This window comes from Nocardia sp. NPDC050799 (genome assembly GCF_040654015.1).
GTDB lineage: Bacteria > Actinomycetota > Actinomycetes > Mycobacteriales > Mycobacteriaceae > Nocardia.
Window position 1 is genome coordinate 38,304 of the sequence record NZ_JBFAHF010000020.1, and the last position, 23,052, is coordinate 61,355.

General features: G+C 69.4%; 18 protein-coding genes. 6 read left to right on the top strand and 12 right to left on the bottom strand.

The features are described from left to right. Nucleotides 1-19 precede the first annotated feature (19 nt). From AB0H42_RS21115 to AB0H42_RS21140, 6 genes are all read right to left on the bottom strand, one after another. Nucleotides 20-3,523 (bottom strand): hypothetical protein, encoded by a 3,504-nt coding sequence (locus tag AB0H42_RS21115; RefSeq protein WP_357058181.1) that lies wholly within the window; start codon nucleotides 3,521-3,523, stop codon nucleotides 20-22. A gap of 302 nt (nucleotides 3,524-3,825) precedes the next feature. Further along, nucleotides 3,826-4,728 (bottom strand): 3-hydroxyisobutyrate dehydrogenase, encoded by a 903-nt coding sequence (gene mmsB / locus AB0H42_RS21120; protein WP_357058182.1) that lies wholly within the window; start codon nucleotides 4,726-4,728, stop codon nucleotides 3,826-3,828. After that, the gene (locus AB0H42_RS21125) at nucleotides 4,725-5,813 is read right to left on the bottom strand and encodes an enoyl-CoA hydratase/isomerase family protein (RefSeq protein ID WP_357058184.1); all 1,089 of its coding nucleotides are present in this window, start codon (nucleotides 5,811-5,813) and stop codon (nucleotides 4,725-4,727) included. The genes mmsB and AB0H42_RS21125 overlap by 4 nt, the downstream gene beginning before the upstream one ends. A 37-nt stretch (nucleotides 5,814-5,850) precedes the next feature. After that, on the bottom strand, nucleotides 5,851-7,002 hold the full coding sequence (locus tag AB0H42_RS21130) for an acyl-CoA dehydrogenase family protein (protein WP_357058186.1): 1,152 nt from the start codon (nucleotides 7,000-7,002) through the stop codon (nucleotides 5,851-5,853). A gap of 5 nt (nucleotides 7,003-7,007) precedes the next feature. Next, nucleotides 7,008-8,507: a CoA-acylating methylmalonate-semialdehyde dehydrogenase gene (locus AB0H42_RS21135; RefSeq protein ID WP_357058188.1), complete on the bottom strand. Its 1,500-nt coding sequence runs from the start codon at nucleotides 8,505-8,507 to the stop codon at nucleotides 7,008-7,010. A 218-nt stretch (nucleotides 8,508-8,725) separates the two neighbouring features. Then, nucleotides 8,726-9,859: a DUF2157 domain-containing protein gene (locus AB0H42_RS21140; protein WP_357058190.1), complete on the bottom strand. Its 1,134-nt coding sequence runs from the start codon at nucleotides 9,857-9,859 to the stop codon at nucleotides 8,726-8,728. A gap of 124 nt (nucleotides 9,860-9,983) precedes the next feature. Between AB0H42_RS21140 and AB0H42_RS21145 the strand changes: the two genes are divergently transcribed. Both AB0H42_RS21145 and AB0H42_RS21150 read left to right on the top strand, forming a co-directional pair. Further along, the gene (locus tag AB0H42_RS21145) at nucleotides 9,984-11,042 is read left to right on the top strand and encodes an amidohydrolase family protein (RefSeq protein WP_357058192.1); all 1,059 of its coding nucleotides are present in this window, start codon (nucleotides 9,984-9,986) and stop codon (nucleotides 11,040-11,042) included. Between the two features lie 198 nt (nucleotides 11,043-11,240). Further along, entirely contained in the window at nucleotides 11,241-11,831 is a 591-nt protein-coding gene (locus AB0H42_RS21150) for a hypothetical protein (protein ID WP_357058194.1), read from the top strand. A gap of 79 nt (nucleotides 11,832-11,910) precedes the next feature. On the opposite strand, the gene AB0H42_RS21155 is transcribed toward AB0H42_RS21150, so the two are convergent. Continuing rightward, the gene (locus AB0H42_RS21155) at nucleotides 11,911-12,675 is read right to left on the bottom strand and encodes a hypothetical protein (protein WP_357058196.1); all 765 of its coding nucleotides are present in this window, start codon (nucleotides 12,673-12,675) and stop codon (nucleotides 11,911-11,913) included. After that, the gene (locus AB0H42_RS21160) at nucleotides 12,675-15,491 is read right to left on the bottom strand and encodes a DEAD/DEAH box helicase (RefSeq protein ID WP_357058341.1); all 2,817 of its coding nucleotides are present in this window, start codon (nucleotides 15,489-15,491) and stop codon (nucleotides 12,675-12,677) included. Before AB0H42_RS21160 ends, AB0H42_RS21155 begins: the two co-directional genes overlap by 1 nt. A 312-nt stretch (nucleotides 15,492-15,803) precedes the next feature. Here AB0H42_RS21160 and AB0H42_RS21165 point away from each other — a divergent pair, with 312 nt between their 5' ends. Together AB0H42_RS21165 and AB0H42_RS21170 are read left to right on the top strand one after the other, a co-directional pair. Further along, nucleotides 15,804-16,166: a hypothetical protein gene (locus AB0H42_RS21165; RefSeq protein ID WP_357058198.1), complete on the top strand. Its 363-nt coding sequence runs from the start codon at nucleotides 15,804-15,806 to the stop codon at nucleotides 16,164-16,166. A gap of 50 nt (nucleotides 16,167-16,216) precedes the next feature. Further along, nucleotides 16,217-16,927 carry an HNH endonuclease family protein gene (locus AB0H42_RS21170; protein ID WP_357058343.1) on the top strand — a complete coding sequence of 237 codons (711 nt, stop codon included), beginning with the start codon at nucleotides 16,217-16,219 and terminating at the stop codon, nucleotides 16,925-16,927. Between the two features lie 9 nt (nucleotides 16,928-16,936). Here AB0H42_RS21170 and AB0H42_RS21175 read toward each other — a convergent pair whose 3' ends face one another. The 4 genes from AB0H42_RS21175 to pdhA all read right to left on the bottom strand — a co-directional run bounded on the left by AB0H42_RS21175 (nucleotide 16,937) and on the right by pdhA (nucleotide 21,429). Continuing rightward, a complete protein-coding gene (locus AB0H42_RS21175) occupies nucleotides 16,937-17,752 on the bottom strand; it encodes a sulfurtransferase (RefSeq protein ID WP_357058200.1) in 816 nt (271 codons plus the stop codon). A gap of 102 nt (nucleotides 17,753-17,854) precedes the next feature. Further along, the gene (locus tag AB0H42_RS21180; RefSeq protein WP_357058202.1) at nucleotides 17,855-19,285 is read right to left on the bottom strand and encodes a dihydrolipoamide acetyltransferase family protein; all 1,431 of its coding nucleotides are present in this window, start codon (nucleotides 19,283-19,285) and stop codon (nucleotides 17,855-17,857) included. A gap of 42 nt (nucleotides 19,286-19,327) precedes the next feature. Continuing rightward, on the bottom strand, nucleotides 19,328-20,302 hold the full coding sequence (locus tag AB0H42_RS21185) for an alpha-ketoacid dehydrogenase subunit beta (RefSeq protein ID WP_356959041.1): 975 nt from the start codon (nucleotides 20,300-20,302) through the stop codon (nucleotides 19,328-19,330). Then, nucleotides 20,299-21,429, bottom strand: coding sequence for a pyruvate dehydrogenase (acetyl-transferring) E1 component subunit alpha (gene pdhA, locus AB0H42_RS21190; RefSeq protein ID WP_357058204.1), 1,131 nt, complete (start codon nucleotides 21,427-21,429; stop codon nucleotides 20,299-20,301). The genes AB0H42_RS21185 and pdhA overlap by 4 nt, the downstream gene beginning before the upstream one ends. Nucleotides 21,430-21,570: 141 nt before the next feature. On the opposite strand from pdhA, the gene AB0H42_RS21195 reads away from it, so the two are divergent. Together AB0H42_RS21195 and AB0H42_RS21200 are read left to right on the top strand one after the other, a co-directional pair. Continuing rightward, on the top strand, nucleotides 21,571-22,092 hold the full coding sequence (locus tag AB0H42_RS21195) for an Lrp/AsnC family transcriptional regulator (protein WP_357058206.1): 522 nt from the start codon (nucleotides 21,571-21,573) through the stop codon (nucleotides 22,090-22,092). Between the two features lie 46 nt (nucleotides 22,093-22,138). Continuing rightward, on the top strand, nucleotides 22,139-22,984 hold the full coding sequence (locus AB0H42_RS21200) for an SDR family oxidoreductase (protein ID WP_357058208.1): 846 nt from the start codon (nucleotides 22,139-22,141) through the stop codon (nucleotides 22,982-22,984). Nucleotides 22,985-23,052 lie beyond the last annotated feature (68 nt).

Here is a 23,052-nt window from a genome sequence, read left to right on the forward strand (position 1 = left end):
TCCGGGTGCCGCCGGATCGTTACAACCTGAACGGCACATCTACTTCCGAGGACTGTGTCCCCGGGTTTCCGCCGACCACCTCGCCCGCTGCCACCGTCGCGCCGTCGGGCACCACCGCGCCGGGCAGGATCACCGCCCCTTCGTTCACGATGGCCCCCGCGCCCACCACGGCTCCCGGGTGCACGATGACGCCCGCGTGGAGCTGCGCGCCCTTGCCCACCACGGCCCCCTCCTGCACCGCCGCGCCCCCGTGGATGACGGCGCCCTCGCCGATCTCGGCGTTCTTGCCCACCGTGGCGCCCGCCTGGACCTCTGCCCGTGGCCCGATGTTCGCCGATGGATCGACCACCGCCTCCGGGCTCACGATCGGCTCCGGCGCGTCACCCGCTCCGTCCGGGTCGGCCGTATCACCCGCCCCTGCCGGAATCGCGCCCTCGGGCAACCATCCGTCGGTCGCCACCTCGGGACCGCGGAATTCGGTGATCGGGTACGGCACCCGCATCGGCCAGCGCTGTGGTCGCGGTTTACCGCGCACATCCTTGCCTTCGCCCAGCGTATGAGCGATACCGTGATGACCGTGCTCGGTCCTCGACTCGGCGTGCCTGTCGCGGAAGAGCTCGTAGGCTTCGCGGGAGCCGGGTGGCACTCCGAGCCGATCCGCAAGCTCCGACCCGAACGACAATTGCGAGGTGTTGGCCGACCAGGCCGACTGGAACGGCGGGTCGCCGTTGTCCGACGAAGTGGCCGACCAGAACGACTGGATCGGCGGACCCCCACCCTGCGCCGCGGAATCCGAACTGTAGACCGACGCACTGTCCGAGGACATTTCGAACGAGGTCTCCGACTGAGAGAACTGCGGCCGCTGCCACGGTCCCGGCGCCGGAACCGGCTGTCCCAGTGCGCCTACCGGGAATCCTGCTTCCGATATCGTGCCGTCCGAGGAGGTCTCGAAAATGGTCTCGGCGTCGCTGTCGTCCTGTCGCTGCTGCGAGTTCTGCTGCAGGGGATGGGGAGCCGGCGGGTTCTGGCCGCCGAACGGACGCGAGAAGTTGAACGGCTGCGCGGCCGGTCCATTCTGACCGGGTAGTGGACGCGAGAAGTTCAGCGGGCGCTGCGCCGACGGCGTATCCGGGCCGGGTTGCGGCGCCCCCGGCGCGGACGGGCCGGCGTGGTTCGTTCCCGGCGCGGGGTACAACGGGCCCGCCACCCGGTCGCCGCTCCCGGGAATACCCGGAGTCGTCGTGGCGCCGTACATACCGGATGGTGGAAGCGGGAAGTCCGACAGCGAAGCAGCGTCGGACCGCATATCCGATCCGGTTTCGATACTGGTTACCGAGGTGGAGTCGGAGTCGGAGCCGAACCAATCCGTGCGCAGGGGCCGAACCGTGTTGTCCAGCGGGCCGCCGAAGGTATCGCTCCTGCCGCCGGGTGGCACCGGCGAGGCATCGGGATCGGTCATCGCCGAGGAGTCGATCGAGGTGACCGACGAATTGTCGTGCAGCCCCGGCTGCGGCGCCGACTGACGGGACGCGGGACCCGCCGGCTGATTCTGCGACTGCTGGCTCTGCGACGAGAACTGCTGCTGCGCGGACGACGTTTGCGCGGCGGAGTTCACCGGTCCCGGCTGGCCCGCCGACGGTCCCGGCTGTCCGTGGTAGCCGCCGCCCAGGGTCGGGGGATCCGATCCGAACTGCCCACCGGATACAGTGCCGGGAGGGGCGGCACCACCCGACATGACAACGTCACCGCTCACATTGTGGATGGAGATACCGTCGTCCGAACCGCCGAACCAGGCGTGCTGCGGCATGGCCCCGCCGTTGCCGACCGATGTCCACGGCGCACCCGAGTCGCCATAGTGTCCACCGGCGACAAAACCTTGCGCGTTGTCCCGGCCACCATAGGTGCTGTCGTCGTCCCGGCCACCGTAGTAGCCGCCATTACCCTCATCACCGAACCGGCCACCGATGAACCCACCATTACCGTCATCACCGAACCGGCCGCCACCTCCCTCTCCGTACTGGCCACCGTAATTGCTTTGGCTGCCGCCCTCCCCGCTGAACCCACCGAAAGTCTGGGAGCCGGAAGGACCACCGTGAGCCGCGGGTCCGTAATTTCCGAACTGCCCCGGCGATTGATTCGGCTGCAGGTGTCCCCCGTAATGACCGTCGCCGCCGGACCACTGGCCACCCAGGCCGGCCTGCCCCTGACTGTTGCCTTCCGAACCAAAAGTGTGTGCACCGGGCGGGTTCGTTGCGGCAGTCGAGTTCAGGTTCTGCAGCGCGATATCATCCGGCCCGATACCGGGCGGTCTCGCGATATCGGTCGAGGAATCGTTGGTCGTGTTGCTGGAACTGTCGCTCGAACTGTCGGCCGAGCTCTCCGGTGCGGGAGCCGATGCGGGGGCGAACAGCCCGGGCCCTTCGTACTTCGGCAGCCGCCAGGCGAAACTTCGCCAGTGGTCGTTCCGGAGTCCGGCCAGGTTGCTGAACCCGTGTTCACCCTTCGGAATGTAACTGTTGAACGCCGCCCCGCCGCGCACTCCGCCGACGATACCGCCCTGAGCGATATTGCCGACCCAGCCGGCGGCGTTGCCGAAGGCGGAGAAATCCGCGCCGGAGGCGAGCGCGGTGGCGAGATTGCCGAAGATGGCACCGAAGGCGTCGGAGGTGGCGCCGATGAACATCCCGCGGAACGCGCCCATGGCGGGGTTGTAGACCACATTGCTGGGAAGTTTGCCGAGCCCCTTGTCGATGAATTCGCCGAGATACTTCCCGAATTCGCGAGCGGGGACCGCGCCGGCGGCACCGCCCAGCGCACTCAGGCCGAACTCCTTGCCGTTGAACTCGTGCCGTTTGCCCTGACCGATCTGGCCGGCCTGCACACTGCCGTTGATCGCCATCGGCACCACCGCGCCCTCGATGGCGCGGGAGATGTAGACACCCCAGCCTTTCGCGGTCGGCCAGTGGGCAGTGCGTCCGGCCCCGACGAGGTTTTTCCAGAAGGGACTGTGCTTCAAGTTCGGCGCCCCCATTCGCGCCGCGATATTCGTGATCGTCTTCTGCACGAAATCCTGTATGAACTTGAGAGCCGAGCGCGTCGAGACGATCGCGGCCGCTTCCACGGCGGGCGCGGTCGGAGGGAACAGCCAGGCCCAGGCGATCTCGATCGCCAGCCAGCACAGCGTCAGGATGATGGTGAGTTTGGTCGCCTGCAACTCGGTGCCCATATCGAACGCCGAATCATATTGCGTCATCATGTATTCGGCGATCTGCTCCACGGAGTGTTCGCCGGTGCGCAGCTCGTCGAACCGCCCACCCATCTCCGCACGCGCCGCGCCCGCCGGATACGCGGCCATGGTCGCCTGACGCGCCTCGTCGATCTTGGCGAGCAGAGCGGTGAGCTCCTTACTCGCCTCCTCCCAGGCCCGGGCCACCTCCCAGGCCTTGTCTTCGTCCCCATCCGGCCACGGGGCCCCGGCGATCCAGCCGAGCCAGCGCAATTCCTCGGGTAGGTAGAGCGTCATACCGGCGAAGCCACAACAGTCCGACCTTGCTGGCTCACCGCTACCTCCCTGACGGCCGATACCAGTGCTATCTCAGCGTATTCGGCTGAACTGGCAGTAGCGCGGCCTTGAACTCGGCGCGATATTCCGGCGAATCGACCTCCGGTCGTATCCCGCTTCGCCGCGGCACCGCCGATCCCCGGCGCGCCGAAAAGGGACCTGCCGTGCCGTCACACCACAGGTCCCCCCACCGTTTCGCCCACCGGGCCGGCCCCTCGACTCCGCTACCGCCCACGGTGCAACGCTGTGCTCTCCCGGACCGGCTATTCGGCCGGACCGGTCCCGCCACTGCGTTTGCGCACCTCGGTGATGATGGCCGAGAAGTCCCGGTCGCCGGAACCCTCGTTGAATTCGCGGTAGATCTCCGCCGCGAGCTGCCCGATCCGGCCCTCGACACCGTTGGCGCGCAACGCCTCCACCGCCAGGCCCAGGTCCTTGTTCATCAGCGCCGTGGCGAACCCCGGCTTGTAGTCGTTGTTCGCCGGGCTGGTCGGCACCGGGCCCGGGACCGGGCAGTAGGTGGTGAGCGACCAGCTCTGCCCCGAGGCCGTGGAGACGACATCGAAGAACGCCTGATGACTCAGGCCCAGCTTCTCACCCAGCACCAGCGCTTCCGACAGGCCGATCATGGAGATGCCGAGGATCATGTTGTTGCAGATCTTGGCGGCCTGCCCGTTCCCGGCGGCACCGGTGTGCACCACCTTGGCGCCCATCACCTCGAGCACCGGCAGCGCCTCGGCGAAATCGGCATCCGCACCGCCCACCATGAAGGTCAGCGTTCCGGCGGCCGCACCGGAAACCCCACCGGAGACCGGCGCGTCCAGGGCCCGGTGCCCGGCCGCCGCCGCGGCTTCGGCCGCAGCGCGGGCGTCGGCCACATCAATGGTCGAACAATCGATGAACAGCGTGCCCGGGTTGGCGGCCGGCAGCAGTTCGTCGTACACGGTGCGCACCAGCTTGCCGTTGGTGAGCATGGTGATCACGATGTCACGACCGGTGGCCGCGGCGACGCCGGTGTCCACCAGCGCGACCCCGTCGGCGCGGGCCTGCTCCTGCGCCGCGGGCGAGGGGTCGAACGCGTGGACGTCGTACCCGGCCTTGACCAGGTTGGCCGCCATGGGGCCGCCCATATGGCCGAGGCCGAGGAAGCCGATCGTCTTGCTCATTGCTTATCCTCCGGAATCGTCAAACCCAGTTCCCGCGCACCGAGCTCGGCGAAATATTCGTCGACCTGCGCGGTGGTCACATCGGACAGAGTGGCGGGCGACCACTGCGGGTTGCGGTCCTTGTCGATCACCTGGGCGCGGATGCCCTCGACCAGGTCGTGCGAGGCCAGCGAGGCGATCGACACCCGGTACTCCTCGTTCAGCACCGCTTCCAGGCTGCCGGTGCCCTTCGCCGAACGCAGCGACCGCAGGGTCACCTGCAGCGCGACCGGCGATTTGCCCAGCACGTCGGCGGCGGCCTTGTTCGCCTCCGGAGAGTCGTGGGCCTGCAGGCGGGCCACGATCTCGGCGACGGTATCGGCGCTGTAGCACGCATCGATCCAGTCGCGTTGCGCGACCAGCGCCGACTCCGGGGCCGCGGCGGTGAATTTCGCGATGGCGATATCCGCGGCCTCGGACTCCAGGGTGGTCAGCAGCGCCGGGATCTGGTCGGCGGGTACGTAGTAGTCCGCGAAACCGGTGGCGACGGCATCGCCGGCCCCGAGCCGTGCGGTGGTGAGCGCGATATGCGTGCCCAGTTCACCCGGTGCCAGGGCCAGCAGGTAGGTGCCGCCGACATCGGGGATGAACCCGATACCGACCTCCGGCATGCCGACCTTGGACCGTTCGGTGACGATCCGGTGGCTGCCGTGGGCGGACAGGCCGACCCCGCCGCCCATCACGATCCCGTCCATCACCGCGACATACGGCTTTGGATAGCGGCCGATGAGCGCGTTGAGAATGTACTCGTCGCGCCAGAACTTCCCGGTCGCCGAATCCGCCGCCGCCCCCACATGCCCCGCCGCCTGCTGTTCCTTGGCGTCGTGGTGGATGGCGACGATATCGCCGCCCGCGCACAGGCCCCGCTCACCGGCGCCGGTGATGGCCACCGTGCGCACCGAATCGTCGGTGGCCCAGGCACGCAACCGCTCGGTGATGGTGAGCGTCATCGCGTGGTTGAGGGCATTGATGGCCCTGGGCCGGTTCAGGGTGATCAGGCCCAGGTCGCCGCGCTGTTCGACCAGAACTTCGGGTTCGTCGCTCATTCATTTCCTTTCGCGCTCGCCGCCGGGCGGCCGCCGATCACGACACACCCGCCGCGGACGCTGTCATCGACCGGGCGATGACCATCCGCATGATCTCGTTGGTGCCCTCCAGGATCTGGTGCACCCGCAGGTCGCGGACGATCTTCTCCAGGCCGTATTCGGCCAGGTAACCGTATCCGCCGTGCAGTTGCAGCGCGGCGTTGGCGACCTCGAAACCGGCGTCGGTGGCGAACCGTTTGGCCATGGCGCAGAGTTCGACCTTGTCCGGGGCATCCGCGTCCAGCGCCGCCGCGGCCCGCCACAGCAGGGTCCGGGCGGCTTCGAGTTCGGTCCGCATATCGGCCAGCTCGAATTGCAGTGCCTGATTGTCCAGCAGCGGAGCGCCGAACGCCGTGCGCTGGGCCAGGTAGGGAACGGTTTTCTCGAGCGCGGCCTGCGCCCCGCCCACCGAGCACGCGGCGATATTGAGCCGCCCGCCGTTGAGCCCGTTCATAGCGATCCGGAAGCCGTCGCCCTCGGCGCCGAGCCGGTTGGCCACCGGCACCCGCGCGTCGGTGAGGATCACCTGCCGGGTGGGCTGGGCGTTCCAGCCCATCTTCTTCTCGTTGGGCCCGACCTCGAGACCGGGAGTGCCGGCGGGAATGACCAGCGTCGAGATACCCTGTGCCCCGGTGTCCTGGGTGCGGACCATCATCACGTACAGATCGTTGCTACCCGCCCCCGAGATGAACTGCTTGGATCCGTTGACCACATAATCGTCACCGTCGCGTACCGCGCGGGTGGTGATGGCGGCGGCATCGGAACCCACACCGGGTTCGGTGAGCGCGTAACTGGCCAGCTGCTCCATCGCCGTCAACCCCGGCAGCCACCGCCGGCGCTGGTTGTCGTCGCCGTAGGCGTCGATCATCCAGGCCGCCATATTGTGGATCGAGATATAGGCCGCCACGGTGGGGCATCCGGTGGCGAGCTGTTCGAAGATCCGTACCGCGTCCAGCCGGCGCAGCCCGGATCCACCGAACTGCTCCCCCACGTAGATGCCGCCGAGCCCGACCGCACCCGATTTCCGCAGCACATCCACCGGGAAGTGTTTGTTCTGGTCCCATTCCACAGCGTGCGGCGCCAGGTATTCGTCGGCGAATTCCCGGGCGGTATCGCGGATGGCCCGCTCGTCTTCGTCGAGCGTGAACACGGCCGTCATTCCATCGTCGGGATGACGAAGCTGTTGCTCTCCTTCAATCCCGCCGGCCAGCGCTGGGTCACGGTCTTGGTCTTGGTGTAGAAGCGGATCGAATCCGGGCCGTGCTGGTTCAGGTCACCGAACCCGGACCGCTTCCAGCCGCCGAAGGTGTAGTACGCGATCGGCACCGGGATCGGGACATTGATACCGACCATGCCGACCTGTACGCGGGCCGCGAAATCACGGGCGGTGTCACCGTCGCGGGTGAAGATCGCCACGCCGTTGCCGTATTCGTGATCGTTGGCCAGCCGCAGGCCTTCCTCGTAGTCGGCGGCGCGCACGACGGTGAGCACCGGGCCGAAGATCTCCTCCTTGTAGATGGACATCTCTTTACCGACCCGGTCGAACAGGGTCGCGCCGACGAAGTACCCGTTCTCCGCGCCCTCGACGGTGAGCCCGCGGCCGTCGACCACCAGTTCGGCGCCCTCGTCGATGCCCTGCTGGATGTACTTCTTCACCCGGTCCACACCGTCGAGCCCGACCAGCGGCCCGTAGTCCGCGCCCGGATCATCGGATTTTCCGACATTGAGCTTGTGCACCCGCTCGGTGAGCTTCTCCACCAGCCGGTCCGCGGTCTCCTCGCCCACCGGTACGGCCACCGAGATCGCCATGCAGCGTTCCCCGGCCGAACCGTAGCCCGCGCCGATGAGCTGATCGGCGACATCGTCGAGATCGGCATCGGGCATGACGATGGCGTGGTTCTTGGCGCCGCCGAAGCACTGGGCGCGTTTACCGTTCGCGGTGGCGGTCTCGTAGATGTACTGGGCGATCGGGGTGGAGCCGACGAAGCCGACGGCCTTGATGCGGGGATCGTGCAGGATCGTGTCCACGGCCTCCTTGTCGCCGTTGACCACGTTGAATACGCCCGCGGGCAGACCGGCTTCGAGGAACAGTTCGGCCAGCCGCAGCGGCACCGACGGGTCGCGTTCGGAGGGCTTGAGCACGAACGCATTACCGGTGGCCAGTGCGGGGCCGGCCTTCCACAGCGGAATCATGGCCGGGAAGTTGAACGGGGTGATCCCGGCGACCACACCCAGCGGCTGGCGCATCGAGTAGACATCGATCCCGGTGCCCGCGCTCTCGGTGTATTCACCCTTGAGCAGGTGCGGGATACCGACCGCGAACTCGATGACCTCGAGGCCGCGCTGGATATCGCCTTTGGCATCGGGGATGGTCTTGCCGTGCTCACTGGACAGCAGTGCGGCCAGCGCGTCGATCTCGTCGTTGACCAGGGTCAAGAACTTCATCAGCACCCGGGCCCGGCGCTGCGGGTTGGTCGCGGCCCAGGCCGGCTGCGCGGCTTCGGCATTGGCGATAACGGCCTCGACCTCGGCCCGGCTCGCCAGCGGCACCCGGGCCTGCACCTCGCCGATATTCGGGTCGTAGACATCGCCGAACCGGCCAGAGGTGCCGGGAACGTGCTGCCCGCCGATGAAATGTGTGAGTTCTCGAACCATGCGATTCCCTGCCTCGTGTCGGGGGTGGCGGGCGCGGCGCTGCGGCCGTCCGTCACACGAAGATCGTTTTGCGGGCTTCCAATAGTTGGACGTCCAAGCAAAACGATACACCCGGCCCCCGGCCGAGACCAGAACCCGCCGCAAATGTGGCCCCCGGCCGAGACCGGAACCCGCCGCAAATGCCCCGCCCGGGCCCGCGAGTCCCCTCGTCCGCCCTGCTAACCGGCGGTTTTCGTGGACCTGGCCAGCAGATAACTGCCGATCCCCAGCACCACGGCGCCGATCACCAGGATCGCACCGGACGCACCGGCCGACTCACCGGTCCAGTCCGCGACCGCCTCCACCGCCGCCAGCGTCAGCGCGGCGGCGCCACCGAGAACCAGCACCCAGGACCGATCGGTGGCGTAGACCCCGAAGCACACCACTGCGACCACGGCGGTGAGCGCGTAGGCCGGCCACCTTCCGTCGAACGCGGCGACGGTCTGCGCCCCCGCCACCGCCAGGACCACGCCCGCCAGATACCCGGCCCACACCTCGAGCACCACCCGGGCGCGGGTGAGACCGAGCCAGCCGAAACCCAGCACCAGTACCCCGCCGCCGACCCAGCTGTCGTCGAGGTCGAAGACCTCGTCCAGTACGCCCACCACCAGCGCCACGCTGAATCCGGTGCACACCAGCAGACCGAGCAGCGACGGCAGCGCGGCATACCCGGCGGCCGCCGCCAGCAGACCCGCCCCGGCGGCATAAACCCAGGTGGTGTCGCTCCCGACCGCCCCGCTGTCGAAAGCCGACCCCGCGGCCGCGGCCACACTCGCCGCCGCGAGCACGAACAGGACCACCGCCAGCCGGGTCCGCGCGGTATGCCCGGTATCGGGTACCGACCGCCACGCCGCGCGCAACAACACCGAGCGACCGCCCGCCGTCGCCACACCGGCCACGATCAGACCGAGGGCGACCAGCGCGAACAGAACGAACCGGCCGAGTTTGGCCATATCGTCCCAGGACTCCACCAGGATCAGCACCAGTCCGCTCAGCAGCAGACCCGCCCCGGCGTAGGCCGCGATCTCGGCCAGCAGCCGGGCCGGCGTGGGCCGTGGCCGTTCGTGCCGCAGCGCGGTGACCACCGCGGTCAGCTGGGTTTCGTCGAGCACACCCTGCTCGACCAGATCGCGCAGCGCGGCGGGCGCACGACCCGGTTCCGGCGCCGCCGCACCGGCACTCTGCGGTTCCGCCAAGGGGCCGCCGGCCGGGCGAGGCGCGGCGGCCGGGGCGGTTTTCTCCGTCACGACGCGGTCGGGAACCGTATCGGTTCCCGACACCGGCGCCCGCGGCGCCGAATCCTGTTCGGCCACAGACCCAGTATGACGCCGGATCCGCCGACTCGTCCGACGCGAGCCGAACGGCTCCCCCGGGCGCCGGTCACGCGCTACCCTCGGCGACCAGACCCCAGACGATCGCAGGAGGTGCCGGAGCGCAATGGACATCGGCGAGATCCGGATCATCGACGCCCACATCCACCAGTGGGACCCGTTCACCACCGCGCGCGAGTTCAGCCGTACGGCGAAACTGTTGCGTGCCGTCCCGGTCCCGCTCCCGCTCGCGGTACGTCTCGCGCCGCGTAAGGACCGCGAGTTCATCGGTGAACCCTCGGCCTATCTGGCGCCGTACCTGCCCGCCGACTACCGGGCCGACGCCGGTGACCTGCCGGTCGAATCGGTGGTGCACATCGAGGTCGAGTGGACCGGACCCAAGGTCGAGGAGACCCGCTGGGTCACCGCCCTGCCGTTCGGGGTGGACACCCCCGCGCTCGCCGCCGTGAGCGCGAGCGGATTCCCCGGTGCCCCGGGATTCGCCGAACTGCTCGACGCACATCTATCCGCCTCACCCCTGGTACGCGGAGTGCGCAGTATGGTCGCCCACCATCCGGACACCGGCATCCGCAGTTTCACCACCGACCCGGGCGCCCTGCACAGCAACGCGTTCCTGGACGGCTTCGCCGCACTGGTCGACCGCGATCTGATCTTCGAGGCCTGGGTGTACTCGAACCAACTGCCGGAACTGATCGCGCTGGCCCGGCGCTACCCCGAGGCGAAGATCGTGCTGAACCACCTCGGTACGCCCGCGGGGATCTTCGGGCCGATCGGCAAGTACACCGGGAACGACGCCCGGCAACGCGCCGCGATATTCGAACGCTGGCGCGCCGATATCACCGCGCTGGCCGAATTCCCGAATGTGGTGGCCAAGGTCAGCGGGCTGATGATGCCGATCCTGGGCCACCCGGTGCCCAGGCCCGGCCATCCGACACCGGTGGCCCGCCTCACCGACCGGATCGGCCCGCTGCTGCGGCACGCGGCCGACGTCTTCGGCGCCGAACGACTCGTCTGGGGATCGAACTTCCCGGTCGACCGGCCGATCACCTCGATCACCGGCAGCGCCGAGGCGGTGGCGACGGTGCTGGCCGACCATCTCGGCGGCACGGAGTTCCTGGAGAAGGTGTTCCGCGCCAATGCCCAGCGGGTGTACCGGCTGGACTGACCGAAAAGCTATCGCAGCGGAGCGACACCGACCCGGCGGCGGGCCCGGGAACTTCCGGCTCAATAGGTTGTCCGGGAAGGGCGAACTCAGGAGTCCCGCCGCCTTCTTTCACGACACGCCGAATCCCCCAGCACAACCCGCTCGACTCACAGGCTGCGGCCCGAACGGCGCGGTATCGCCACCAGGAGGCACGACTCGATGGCCACCACCGAACCCGACGACGAGCTGCGCCGGCAACGCAGACCCGCTGCGACCGCATCCCGGTGGTGGCGAGTGTCGATCGCGGTGATCACATTGTCGGTGAGCGTGTGTTGCGTAACGACGCTGTGGTTGTTGATGTCGGATGCCGCGTTCCCGTTTCTCGCGCTCGCAGGCTGGGCGCTGGTGCTACTGGGCGCGCTGTGGCTGGTGATCGGGTTGTTCGGTGCGATCCGCTACCGCCGCTACCGGCGGCTGCTCCTCGCGCCCGGCGCGGTCGCACTGACCTGTGCCCTGGCGTGGACCGGCCTCCCTCAGGATCTCGGATGGCGGGTTTCCACCGGCAGTCTCGAACGCCTCACAGCCGGTTGCGAGGCCTCGGCCCACGGCCGGTACGGCGTCTACACCATCACCCGGGTGGTGAAACGCGACGACGGCTGCCTGCTCTACACCGACGGAGGCCTCATCGATTCCGTCGGTTTCGCCTATTTTCCCCACGGCGCACCCGGACAGGGCCCACCCCGCTCCGACGGCGACATCGGTTACACACCCCTCGAAGGCAGCTGGTACCGGTTCATCCAACGGTTCTGATCACACTGCCACCAGGGCGACAACAGTGCCCTGCACTGTGCCACCCGCACGCGGGACGAGAGGGCGAGCCCCGGGTGCGCTAGCGACCGGTCAGCGCCGAATACACGCCCACCAGGGCCCGCCCCGCCTCGGCCGCCGTCGACTCGTCCGCGGCCAGCATGCGCAGCGCCCGCCGCAGCAGCGCCGGATCCAGATCGTCGGGGGCCGGGCGTATCCCCGGCGCCGGCAGGGCGGGTAGCTCCGTACTCTCGCCGTAGGGATCGGCGAACTCTTCGCCCTCCGGCGCCGCGGCCTCGACGCCGCTGATCAGGGTGTCCAGGCTCAGCCCGCGCAGGGTCAGCAGATCCCGCGGATGGTCGTCGAGTCGTTCGGCGAGCAGGCAGGCGAGGGCGACCGCGTGTTTACACGGCCAGCCGGGATCCGGGCAAGTGCAGCCGAAATCGATATCTGCGGCGGTCTCCGGGAGCAGATGAGGTGCGAGTTCGCGGGGCAGATCGCCGGATACCACGCGGGCGAGCATGCCGGGCGAGCCGCGGATCAGCCCGACCAGCAACTCCACCTCCTCGTCGCGCAGGCGCCGGATATCGCAGGTCGTGGCGAACGGGCGCGGCTGACTACCCTGCACCTCCGCGGTCACCACGCCGGGCTCGATCCGGTAACTCACCACCTGCCCCGCCCGGGCATAGGTCCGGCCGCGGGACAGCCGGCCGGGTTCGGCGAGCCGCTCGACCACCTCCAGGAAGCTCTTGCCCCAGAAGGTGCGGGCGAAGGCACCGCGCCGGCTGCGCGCCCCGACCCCACCGGAAACGGGCCGACGCTTGCCGAACTCGCTGAAGTCGGTCATCACTCACCCACCGCCTCGGCGCCGAGGGTGAACAGCCGGGCCAGGTCGTCGTTGCCGAGTTCGGTGATCCAGTTCTCGCCGACCCCGACCGCCAGATCGGCGAGTTCGCTCTTACCCGTGATCATCTCGTCGATACGTTCCTCGATGGTGTCGACGCAGACCAGTTTGCGCACCTGCACCGCCCGGCGCTGCCCGATCCGGAACGCGCGGTCGGTCGCCTGGTTCTCCACGGCCGGATTCCACCAGCGATCCAGATGCACGACATGATTGGCGGCGGTCAGATTCAGTCCGGTACCCCCGGCCTTGAGTGAGAGCAGCATGATCGGCGGCCCCCCGGCACCCTGGAACGCCGCGACCATCCCGTCACGTCGTTTCTTGGCGACACCGCCGTGCAGGAACGGGATCTCGCCGCCGAACCGTTCGGCGAGGTACGGGACGATGAGCTCGCCGAACTCGCGGAACTGGGTGAACAGCAGCGCCTTCTCCCCCTCGGCCAGGACGGCGTCGAGCACATCCTCGACCAGCGCCAGCTTGCCGGATCGGTGGGCACCGCGCCGCAGCACCGCGGAGGAGTCACCGAGGAAATGCGCGGGGTGATTGCAGACCTGCTTCAACCGGGTGAGCGCGCCGAGCACCGCTCCCTTGCGGGCCATTCCCTTGGCATCGCGCAGTTTCTCGAGCATATCCTCGACCACCGCCTGATACAGGGCGGCCTGTTCGACGGTGAGATTGGCCCGGACCGTCATTTCGAGTTTGTCCGGCAGATCGCTGATGACGGCGGGATCGGTTTTCACCCGGCGCAACAGGAACGGGGAGGTCACGGTGCGCAGCCGGGCCACCGCGTTCTCGTCGTTCTCCCGCTCGATCGGTACGGCGAAGCGGGCCCGGAAGGTCTGCGGGCTACCCAGTAGTTTCGGTACCGCGAAGTCGAAGATCGAGCGGAGCTCTTCGAGCCGGTTCTCCACCGGCGTACCGGTGAGCGCCAGCCGGTGCCGGGCGGGCAGCGCCCGGGCGGCCCGGGCCTGCCGGGTCGCCGCGTTCTTGATGTGCTGGGCCTCGTCGAGCACCACCCGTTCCCACTGCTGCCGGGACAGCTCGGCGATATCGCGGGCGAGCAGCGCGTAGGTGGTGACCACCAGATCCGCTCCGGCCACCGCCGCGTCGAGGTCACGGCCCTGTGCGCGCCCGGGGCCGTGGTGCACCAGGACCCGCAGGTCGGGCGCGAACCTTTCGGCTTCGCGCTGCCAGTTGCCGACGACCGACATCGGGCACACCAGCACGGTCGGCCCGGGTGCGCGGTCACCCTCGCGTTCGTGCAGCAGCAGGGCCAGCACCTGGACCGTCTTACCCAGACCCATATCGTCGGCGAGGACCGCGCCGCACCCGAGCCGGTTCATGGTCGCCAGCCAGGCCAGGCCGCGTTCTTGATAGGGGCGCAACTGGGCCTTCAACCGTCCGGGCACGGGCACCGGATCCACCGGACGGTCGGGGTCGAAGAGCGCGGCGGGCCAGCCGCTCGCCGTGACCTCGGTCAGCGGCACGCCCCCGGCCCGGTTCTCGCTGATCTCACCGATCAGATCGGCGAGGGTGATCTCGTTGTCGCCGTGGTGCAGGGCCACGAACTTCGCGGCGGCCGCGAGCACGGTGTGATCGGCCTGCACCCATTCGCCGCGCAGGCGCACCAGATCGGACTGGGCAGTGATCAACCGCTGCATCTCGTCCTGGGAGAGCACGATGTCGCCGAGTGCCAGTTCCCACCGGTAGCCGACCAGCCCGTCCAACCCCACCGTGCTCTCGGCGGCGGGTACCGCGGCGCCCTCGACCCGCAGCCGCAGGCCCGGCTCGGTGATGTTCCAGGCCCGGGGCAGCAGCAGCGGAATACCCGCGGCCGACAGTGCCTGCGACCCGTGCGCGACCAGATCGGCCACCACCTCGGTCGGCAGCAGCAGATCGAGGCTGTGCGGGTCGCCCGGGACATCGCGCAGCCGGGGATAGGCACGCTGCGCCCGGCCCAGCCATTCCAGGCCCAGCCGCACCTCGTCCGCCGCACCGGGAACCGGGATGGGCCGCGGCGCCGTCCCGTCGGCCCGCAGGCAGACCTCGAGGCGCCACAGCGCGGACGCGTCCGCGGTATCGGCGAACTCTCCGTCGGGTTCGCGCAGGCGCAGCACCAGCCCGGTCTCGTCGGCGGCGCGGCTCTCCCGCCACTGCCGCAGCACCTCGGCCACCTGATGGCTGCCGGTGTCCACGGGAACATCCGTGCGCAGACCGTGCACCAGCGGGTGCGGGTGCGGGTCCGCCGCGATCAGTTCCCGCACCATCGGATCGGTGAGCTCGGTGACCATATCGTCGAGCACATCGCCGGGCGGCCCGGCGACCCGCAGCGCCGGCGGCAGCAGGGCGGCGAGTTCGGCGAGCCAGGCCCGCTGGCCCGATCCCCCGGACAACCGCCAGCGCGCCCACCATTCACCGTCGTCGCGCCGGAGTTCGGGAACCACCGCGCCGGCCCGCACCCAGCGTTCGATCCCCTGGGCGATATGGCCCAGGAAGCGCAGATCCCCGGCCACGGCGCCGGCCGGCAACCGCTGCCGCAGCGCGGCGGCGGCGGGCCCCGGGGCGAGCGCGTGCGCCCGCACCGTCTCCCGCCGGGTACCCGCGTCGTCCACCACGAGCACCTCGGCCCGGTGCCGGAAGCGCGATTCGGCCAGTACCGACCCGAGCAGCCCCGGCACGGGCGGTCCGTCCGCCCCGCCGGGGGCACGCCACAGCAGCAGCCCGGAACCGGGCGACCACAGTCCGTGCAACATGGCCCCCATCAAATCAGCCGGGTGCGACAGCCCGCGCACGGTCCCCCACCTCGGCATCCCGCGGCGCGGGCCGGTGGACGCGACACCGGTCCGGCGCACCCGGGCCGGTCCCTGGATTTATCTCCCGCGACGGCACATACTGGGAAATATCCGCTGGTCATCACTAATATCCATACCCGCCGAGCGCAGCCCCGCCGGGTGGCTCGGGCTGCCTCCGGCGGCCACGCGCGGCGCCCGGCGCAGCCCGGCCCGCGAACAGCGGTCTCATCACACAGCGGCATCCCGGCACCGCGGTGCCATCGAAAAGCGGAGGGCAGCAGTATGACGATTCTGCTCCAGGTTCTCGAGCAGAGCTACACGCCGACGACCCCGTGGGAACGGCGCAAGTTCACCTTCGTGAATGCCGACAAGATCGTCGGCATGCGGCTCGACGGGCAGTGCGGAGTATGGCTGGACCTGTCCCGGCCCGGCGAGTCGCAGCGTCTGGCCCACACCACCGTGCCCGAAGAGGCGGTCACCTTTCTCCTCACCGCCTTCGCCAAGATCGCCGAATGTACCGACAGCGGTGGGTCCTGGGTGATCGGTCACGACGGAGTACATATCGAATCCCTGGTCGCCACGCGCTTCCCGCCCCACAGCAGCCGGGTCGACAACGACGAACTGCTGGCCCGCGCCTGGCTCTGACTCCGGAATCGCGGTAGCTGTCGGAGGGGTCCGGTATACCGGTATCCGTGATGACACGGGGGACGATTCACGCGGTCACCGCTCTGTGTGCCGCCTTTCTGCTACTGACTTCGGGGGCCGGATGCGCGGCGGTCACCGGGCAGCGGCCCGCACCGGGTAGCCCGGGGCGGGCGCAGCTCGAACAGTTGCTCGGCGCCGTCCGGGTGGTGCCGCAACGCCCGCATCCGGGCGGATACGAACGCGGCTGCGGGTCCGGGCAGGGGTGCGTTTTCGGCCCTGCCTGGTCCGACGACCACGACGGCCCCGGCGGCCGGGACGGCTGCGATACCCGGAACAATGTGCTCGCGCGCCAGCTCACCGGAGTCGGCTACCGGCCCGGCAGCCACCGGTGCGTCGTGCAGTCCGGCACCTTGGCCGACCCCTACACCGGCGCCCTCATCGTGTTCAGCAGGGAGAACGCCCGGCGGATACCGATCGACCACATCTATCCGCTGGCCGCGGCCTGGGATCTCGGGGCGGCCCGGTGGCCGGCCGCGCAGCGGATCCGGTTCGCCAACGATATCGATTACAACCTGCAGGCCACCGATGACACGGCCAATACCGACAAGAGCGACGGCACACCCGCGGACTGGCTACCGCCGTCCCGGCCCGGGCACTGCTACTACGCGGGCCGCTACCTCACGGTCGCGGTGCGCTACGGGCTACCGGTCACCGCCGCCGATCACGCGGCGCTGCGCCGGGTCGCCGCGACCTGCGGATGATCACCCGGCCTACACGCCCGTGGCTACCGGCCGCTTCGGATCGTGAGCCCACTGCGACCAGGAGCCCGGATAGAGCGCGGCCTGAACCCCCACCACGGCGAGCGCCGCGATCGCGTGTGCGGCCGTGACACCCGAACCGCAGTACACCGCGACCGGGGCCTCGCCGATCTCACCGAACCGCTCGCGCAGCAGGTTTTCGGGCAGGAAGCAGCCGTCCTGATCGAGGTTCTCGCTGCTCGGCGCGCTGATCGCGCCGGGTATGTGCCCCGCGCGGGGATCGATGTGTTCCTGTTCGCCGCGGTAGCGTTCGGCCGCGCGGGCGTCCAGCAGGACCCCCTCCCAGCGGGCGGCCGCGTCGGCGTCGATCACCGGCAGCCGGCCCGGCCGGAATTCGATATCACCGGGCGCCGGATCGGGTTCCACCCCGGTGGCCAGTCGACCGCCGGACCGGGTCCACGCCGGGAGCCCGCCGTCCAGGATCCGGACATCGGCGATACCCGCCCAGCGCAGCAGCCACCACGCCCGCGCCGCCGACATTCCGCCGATCGCGTCGTAGACCACGACCGGGTCGCCCGTGCACAGACCCCAGCTGCGCGCGCATTTCTGCAGACGGCGCGGATCCGGGAGGGGATGCCGGCCGTGGGCGGGTGAGGGCAGGGCGGCGAGTTCGGTATCCAGGTCGACGAACACCGCTCCGGGTATATGACCGTTCTGGTAATGCTGGGGCCCGTCGGGATCGCCGAGTTGCCAGCGCACATCCAGCAGGCGCAGATCTTTCTCTGTTGATTCCCGGAGTTCTTCAGCCGAGATCAATACCGCGTTCAACGCAGCTCCTCGTCAAAGGGTCTGGAACAGATTTCGCCACCGTACGCGCGGGTGGTCCGCGAAGTCCATGCGTACACGGATATCCGCGGGTGAATTCTGGTATCAGATCCGGGCGAGCAGCGTCAGCGGGTCCTCCAGCAGGCCGGCGACGGTCGCCAGGAAGCGGGCCGCCGCCTCACCGTCGATCATCCGGTGGTCGAAACTCAGCGTCAGCGTCGCCACCGAGCGGATCGCCAATTCGTCCCGGAAGACCCACGGCCGTTTCACCACCGCGCCCAGGCACAGGATCGCGGCCTCACCCGGATTGACCAGCGGCGTACCGGATTCCACCCCGAAGACGCCGACATTGGAAATGGTGAACGTGCCCCCGCGCAGATCGGCCGGACCCGCCCGGCCGTCCCGCGCGGTCCGGGCCAGCCACCCGATCTCGCGGCACAGTTCCCGCAGGCTCAGGGTTTGGGCGTCTTTGATATTGGGCACCAGCAACCCGCGCGGGGCCGCCACCGCGATACCCAGGTTGACGTAGTGCCGGGTGACGATCTCCCCGTTGGCCTCGTCCCAGAAGGTGTTGATCATGGGGAATTCGGCCAGCGCGGCGAGTACTGATTTCGCCACCAGCGCGAGCAAGGTCGGGGTGATTCCTTCGAAGGATCGGGTGGCGCGCAGATGTTCCAGCAGTTCCAGCGAGGCCGTGACATCCACCGTGATCGAGGTATCGGCCTGCGGGATCGTACGCGCACTGGTCACCATGGCCGCCGCGGTCCGCTTACGGACCCCGGCGATCGGCGTGCGCTCCTCCCGGACCGACCCCGCGGCCCGCTCGCCGGTCGTCGCGGCCTCGTCACCGGGATCGCGATCGCGTGTATCCGGTTCCGAAACCGGCACGGCGCCACGGACATCCGCGACGGTAACCGCCCCGTCGGGTCCCGAACCGGCCACATACCAGAGGTCTATGCCCAGCTCCCGGGCCAGTTTGCGGGCTCCCGGCGTGGCGGCCACCCGTTGCGATTCGGCCGCGGCGGCGCGTGCGGAGTCACCACCGTCCGCCACCGTCCGGGCCGGCGCGCCGGGCGATGCGCCGATCACGCCGCTCTCGTACGACATCCCGTTGCCCGCGGACGCCTCCGACGGCGGTGTCGCCGTACCGCCGGGGCGTTGCCCACCGCGCCGCCGCCGCGAGGCACGCTCCTCCGACGGCCCGTAACCGACCAGCACCGAGGGCCGCCCCTCGGCTCCCGATTCCGTGGCGGCCGTGCGTATCCGGAGTAGCGGCGCACCGACGTCGATGGTCTCGCCGGGCTCGGCGAGCAGTTCCACGACGGTCCCCGCGAACGGGGACGGTAGCGCGACCACCGCTTTCGCGGTCTCGACCTCGGCAATGGTCTGGTTCAACGCGATCTCGTCGCCCACCGCCACCGTCCAGTTCTGGAATTCGGCATCGGTGAGTCCTTCGCCGAGATCAGGGAGACGGAACTCCAGGATCTCGCCGGTATCTGCGGCACGACCTTCGTCGGCGCGGGCGTCGTCGTCCACGGTTTCGGGCACCTCCGGCTGGCATCAGGGCGGGATCACACTTCAGGCGGCAAGCGTTCGATCGACCGCCTCCAGGATCCGATCCGGGTCGGGCAGATGATGCTTCTCGAGCTTAGCCGGAGGGTAGGGGATATCGAACCCGGCGACCCGCAGTACCGGCGCCTCGAGCCGGTAGAAACACCGCTCGGTGATGCGGGCGGCGATCTCGGCGCCGATACCGCCGGTGCGCGACGCCTCGTGCACCACGATGAGCCGGCCCGTCCGGTCCACCGATTCGGCGACGGTGTCCACGTCCAGCGGTGCCAGGCTCCGGAGATCCACGACCTCCAGCGAGATCCCTTCCTCGGCGCCCGTCTTCGCGGCGGCCAGCGCGGTGGCGACCGTGCCCCCGTAGGCGACCACGGTGGCGTCGGTCCCGCGCACGCACACCCGGGCCCGGTCCAACGGCAGGTCGGGCTCGGCTGCCGGGTCGAACTCGGCTTTGTCCCAGTACCGGCGCTTGGGTTCGAAGAAGATCACCGGGTCGTCCAGGGCGATGGCCTGCCGGATCATGGTGAAGGCGTCGGCCGGATTGCTCGGCGCCACCACCCGTAGCCCCGCGGTGTGCGCGAAATACGCCTCCGGTGATTCGGAATGATGCTCGACCGAGCCGATACCGCCCCCGAACGGGATGCGGATGGTCAGCGGCGCCCGTACCGCGCCCCGGGTCCGGTAGTGGATCTTGGCGACCTGGGAGACGATCTGGTCGAACGCCGGATACACGAACCCGTCGAACTGGATCTCGCACACCGGGCGGTAGCCACGCAGCGCCATCCCGAACGCGGTGCCGATGATCCCCGACTCCGCCAGTGGAGTGTCGATCACGCGGCGGTCACCGAAATCCTTCTGCAGCGCGTCGGTGACCCGGAAAACGCCGCCGAGCCGGCCGATGTCCTCACCCATCAGCACCACTTTCGGATCCTCCTCGAGCGCACTGCGCAGCCCGGCGTTGAGCGCCGCGGCGAAGGTGGTGATCATGAGCGGACTCCTTCCTCGCGCGGGGTGGGCGCGACGGTGGCGAGCGCCCCGGCCGGGTCGTCGGCCAGGTACGCCAGATAGTCCCGGCGCTGCTCGTCGAGGCCCCGGTGCGCGGTCGCGTAGACGTGCTCGAAGAGTTCCGGCGGTTCGGGGTCGGCCATGGTGAGGGTCTCGGTGCGCATCCGGTGGGCGACCTCGTCGGCGCGTTCCTCCACTCGCCGCCGGGTCTCGGCGTCGAGCAGGCCCTCGCGTTCCAGTAGCCGCCGCATCCGCAGGATCGGATCCCGCCGCGCCCATTCCTCGGTCTCGGCCGCGGCGCGGTAGCGGGTGGGATCGTCGGCGGTCGTATGCGGTCCCATGCGGTAGGTGATGGCCTCGATGAACGAGGGCCCACCCCCGTTGCGGGCGCGCGCGACCGCCTGCCTGGTGACAGCCAGTACGGCCAGCACATCGTTGCCGTCCACCCGGATCGCGGGGATCCCGTAACCGAGCGCTCGCCGGGCTATCGGCGTGGCGCTCTGCAACTGCACCGGCTCGCTGATCGCCCAGTGATTGTTCTGGCAGAAGAACACCACCGGCGCGCTCCAGCTCGCGGCGAAGGTCAGCGCTTCGGCGATATCTCCCTGGCTGGTGGCGCCGTCGCCGAAATACGCGACGGTCGCGATCTCGGCACCGTCGAGGTGGGCGGCATAGGCATAACCGGTGGCGTGCAACCCCTGCGCGCCGACCACGATCGCCGGGTTGGCCATATTGGCCGCCGCCGGATCCCCGGCGGAATGCGAGACGCCCCGCCACATCGCGGTCAGGGCACTCGGCCGGACGCCGCGGCAATAGGCGACCGCGCTCTCCCGGTAGCTGCCGAACACATAGTCGTCGGGGTGGAGCGCGTGTGCCGATCCCACCTGGGCCGCCTCCTGTCCCTGGCACGGCGCCCAAAGGCCGAGTTGCCCCTGCCGGGCCAGGGCGACGGCCTCGGTATCGATCCGCCGGGTGACCACCAGGTCTTCGTAGAGTCGACGCAGTTCACCGGGCCCGATATCGGCGACCAGGGCCTGATATTCGGGGTGGTGCACCCGAGCGCCGTCGGGCTGGATCAACTGCACCGGATACTCGGTTGTGCCGGGCATCGGCCTCGCCTCCTCACGCGGGTCACGCGATGTGGCCTATAACACATAGCATCCACGCTTAAGCGATCTGCGCAAGTCTTGATCCGACAACTGAGCAGAATGCACGGTTTCGCTGCCTATTGTCCTGTCATACTGCGTTACATGACCAGTCCGGAGACTTCCGATGCGGTAGTGGATGCCACCGACGCGCGCCTGCTGCTGGAACTGATCGCCAACCCCCGGGCCACCGGCGTGGAACTGGCCGCCCGGCTCGGGCTGTCCCGCAATACCGTGCAGGCGCGGCTCACCCGCTGGGAAGCCACCGGCGTACTGGGCAGTTTCGAACGCCGGGTCGAGTTGCGGGCGCTGGGCTACCGGCTGTCGGCCTTCGTCGCGGTGGTCGTGGACCAGCACAGACTGGAGGCGGTGGTCGGCGAATTGGCCGAGATCGCGGAGGTGACCGAGGTGTGCGGGATGACCGGCCCCACCGATCTCACGGTCCGGGTGGTGGCCCGCGACGCCGACGACCTCTACCGCATCACCGGGCAGATCCTGAAGATCCCCGGGGTGGTCCGCACGAATATGGCCCTGGTGATGCAGGAATCGGTGGGACCGCGCACCGCCCCGCTGCTACGCCGGCTCGCCGAGCAGGCACGCCCCGCCGACGGGCGCCGATCCGATTAAGCGACACATGAGGGCATATGTCGCATGTAAGCGTTAGAGTTCCGGCATGGAGCTCTCAGGCACAGTAGCGGACACTTTCTCGGGCCGGACCGCCGTCGTCACCGGGGGCGGATCCGGTATCGGCGCGGCGCTGGCACGACGGCTGACCGGCCACGGGGCACGGGTCGTCGTGGCGGACCTCGATCCGGCCACCGCGCAGCGGGTGGCCGGCGAGATCGGCGAAAGCGCCGTCGCCGCCGGCGGGGACGCCGCCGATCCCGCGGTGATCCAGCGGCTGATCGATACCGCGGAATCCGCCTTCGGCCCGGTGGACCTGTACTTCGCCAATGCCGGGATCGGCGGCGGCGCCGGGCTGGACAGCACCGACGCGCAGTGGGCCGCCGCCCTGGAGATCAACACCATGGCCCATATCCGCGCCGCCCGCCTGCTCGTTCCCGGCTGGCTGGCGCGCGGTACGGGCTACTTCGTGAGCACCGCGTCGGCGGCCGGACTGCTCACCCAGCTGGGTTCCGCGCCGTACTCGGTGTCCAAGCACGCCGCGGTGGGTTTCGCGGAATGGCTGTCGATCACCTATGGCGACAAAGGCATCCGGGTCAGCTGCGTATGCCCGATGGGCGTGGATACGGCGCTACTGCGCGAGGGAATGATCCCGCCGGACAACGAGGCCGCCGGGCGGCTGGCCATCAACGCCGTGAAATCCGCGGGCGCGGTGCTCACCCCGGAAGAAGTCGCCGATACGGTGCTGGCCGGAGTGGCGGCCGGACAGTTCTTGATCCTGCCGCACCCGGAAGTGCTGACGATGTACCAGCACAAGGGGTCGGACTACGACCGGTGGATTCGCGGTATGCGCCGATTCCAGCACGCGCTGGAGAACCCCGCCTCCCCGCAGTGACGCCCGCCGCCCGCCGCCCGCCGGGCTCCGCGGTGACGCTTCCGCTGCCGTCGCACTCCACCGCGCCC

Coding starts and splice junctions, on each gene's coding strand:
- AB0H42_RS21115 (WP_357058181.1), bottom strand. CDS start 3,523: ATGACGCTCTACCTACCCGAGGAATTGCGCTGGCTCGGCTGGATCGCC.
- mmsB (WP_357058182.1), bottom strand. CDS start 4,728: ATGAGCAAGACGATCGGCTTCCTCGGCCTCGGCCATATGGGCGGCCCC.
- AB0H42_RS21125 (WP_357058184.1), bottom strand. CDS start 5,813: ATGAGCGACGAACCCGAAGTTCTGGTCGAACAGCGCGGCGACCTGGGC.
- AB0H42_RS21135 (WP_357058188.1), bottom strand. CDS start 8,507: ATGGTTCGAGAACTCACACATTTCATCGGCGGGCAGCACGTTCCCGGC.
- AB0H42_RS21145 (WP_357058192.1), top strand. CDS start 9,984: ATGGACATCGGCGAGATCCGGATCATCGACGCCCACATCCACCAGTGG.
- AB0H42_RS21150 (WP_357058194.1), top strand. CDS start 11,241: ATGGCCACCACCGAACCCGACGACGAGCTGCGCCGGCAACGCAGACCC.
- AB0H42_RS21155 (WP_357058196.1), bottom strand. CDS start 12,675: ATGACCGACTTCAGCGAGTTCGGCAAGCGTCGGCCCGTTTCCGGTGGG.
- AB0H42_RS21160 (WP_357058341.1), bottom strand. CDS start 15,491: ATGGGGGCCATGTTGCACGGACTGTGGTCGCCCGGTTCCGGGCTGCTG.
- AB0H42_RS21165 (WP_357058198.1), top strand. CDS start 15,804: ATGACGATTCTGCTCCAGGTTCTCGAGCAGAGCTACACGCCGACGACC.
- AB0H42_RS21170 (WP_357058343.1), top strand. CDS start 16,217: ATGACACGGGGGACGATTCACGCGGTCACCGCTCTGTGTGCCGCCTTT.
- AB0H42_RS21185 (WP_356959041.1), bottom strand. CDS start 20,302: ATGATCACCACCTTCGCCGCGGCGCTCAACGCCGGGCTGCGCAGTGCG.
- pdhA (WP_357058204.1), bottom strand. CDS start 21,429: ATGCCCGGCACAACCGAGTATCCGGTGCAGTTGATCCAGCCCGACGGC.
- AB0H42_RS21195 (WP_357058206.1), top strand. CDS start 21,571: ATGACCAGTCCGGAGACTTCCGATGCGGTAGTGGATGCCACCGACGCG.
- AB0H42_RS21200 (WP_357058208.1), top strand. CDS start 22,139: ATGGAGCTCTCAGGCACAGTAGCGGACACTTTCTCGGGCCGGACCGCC.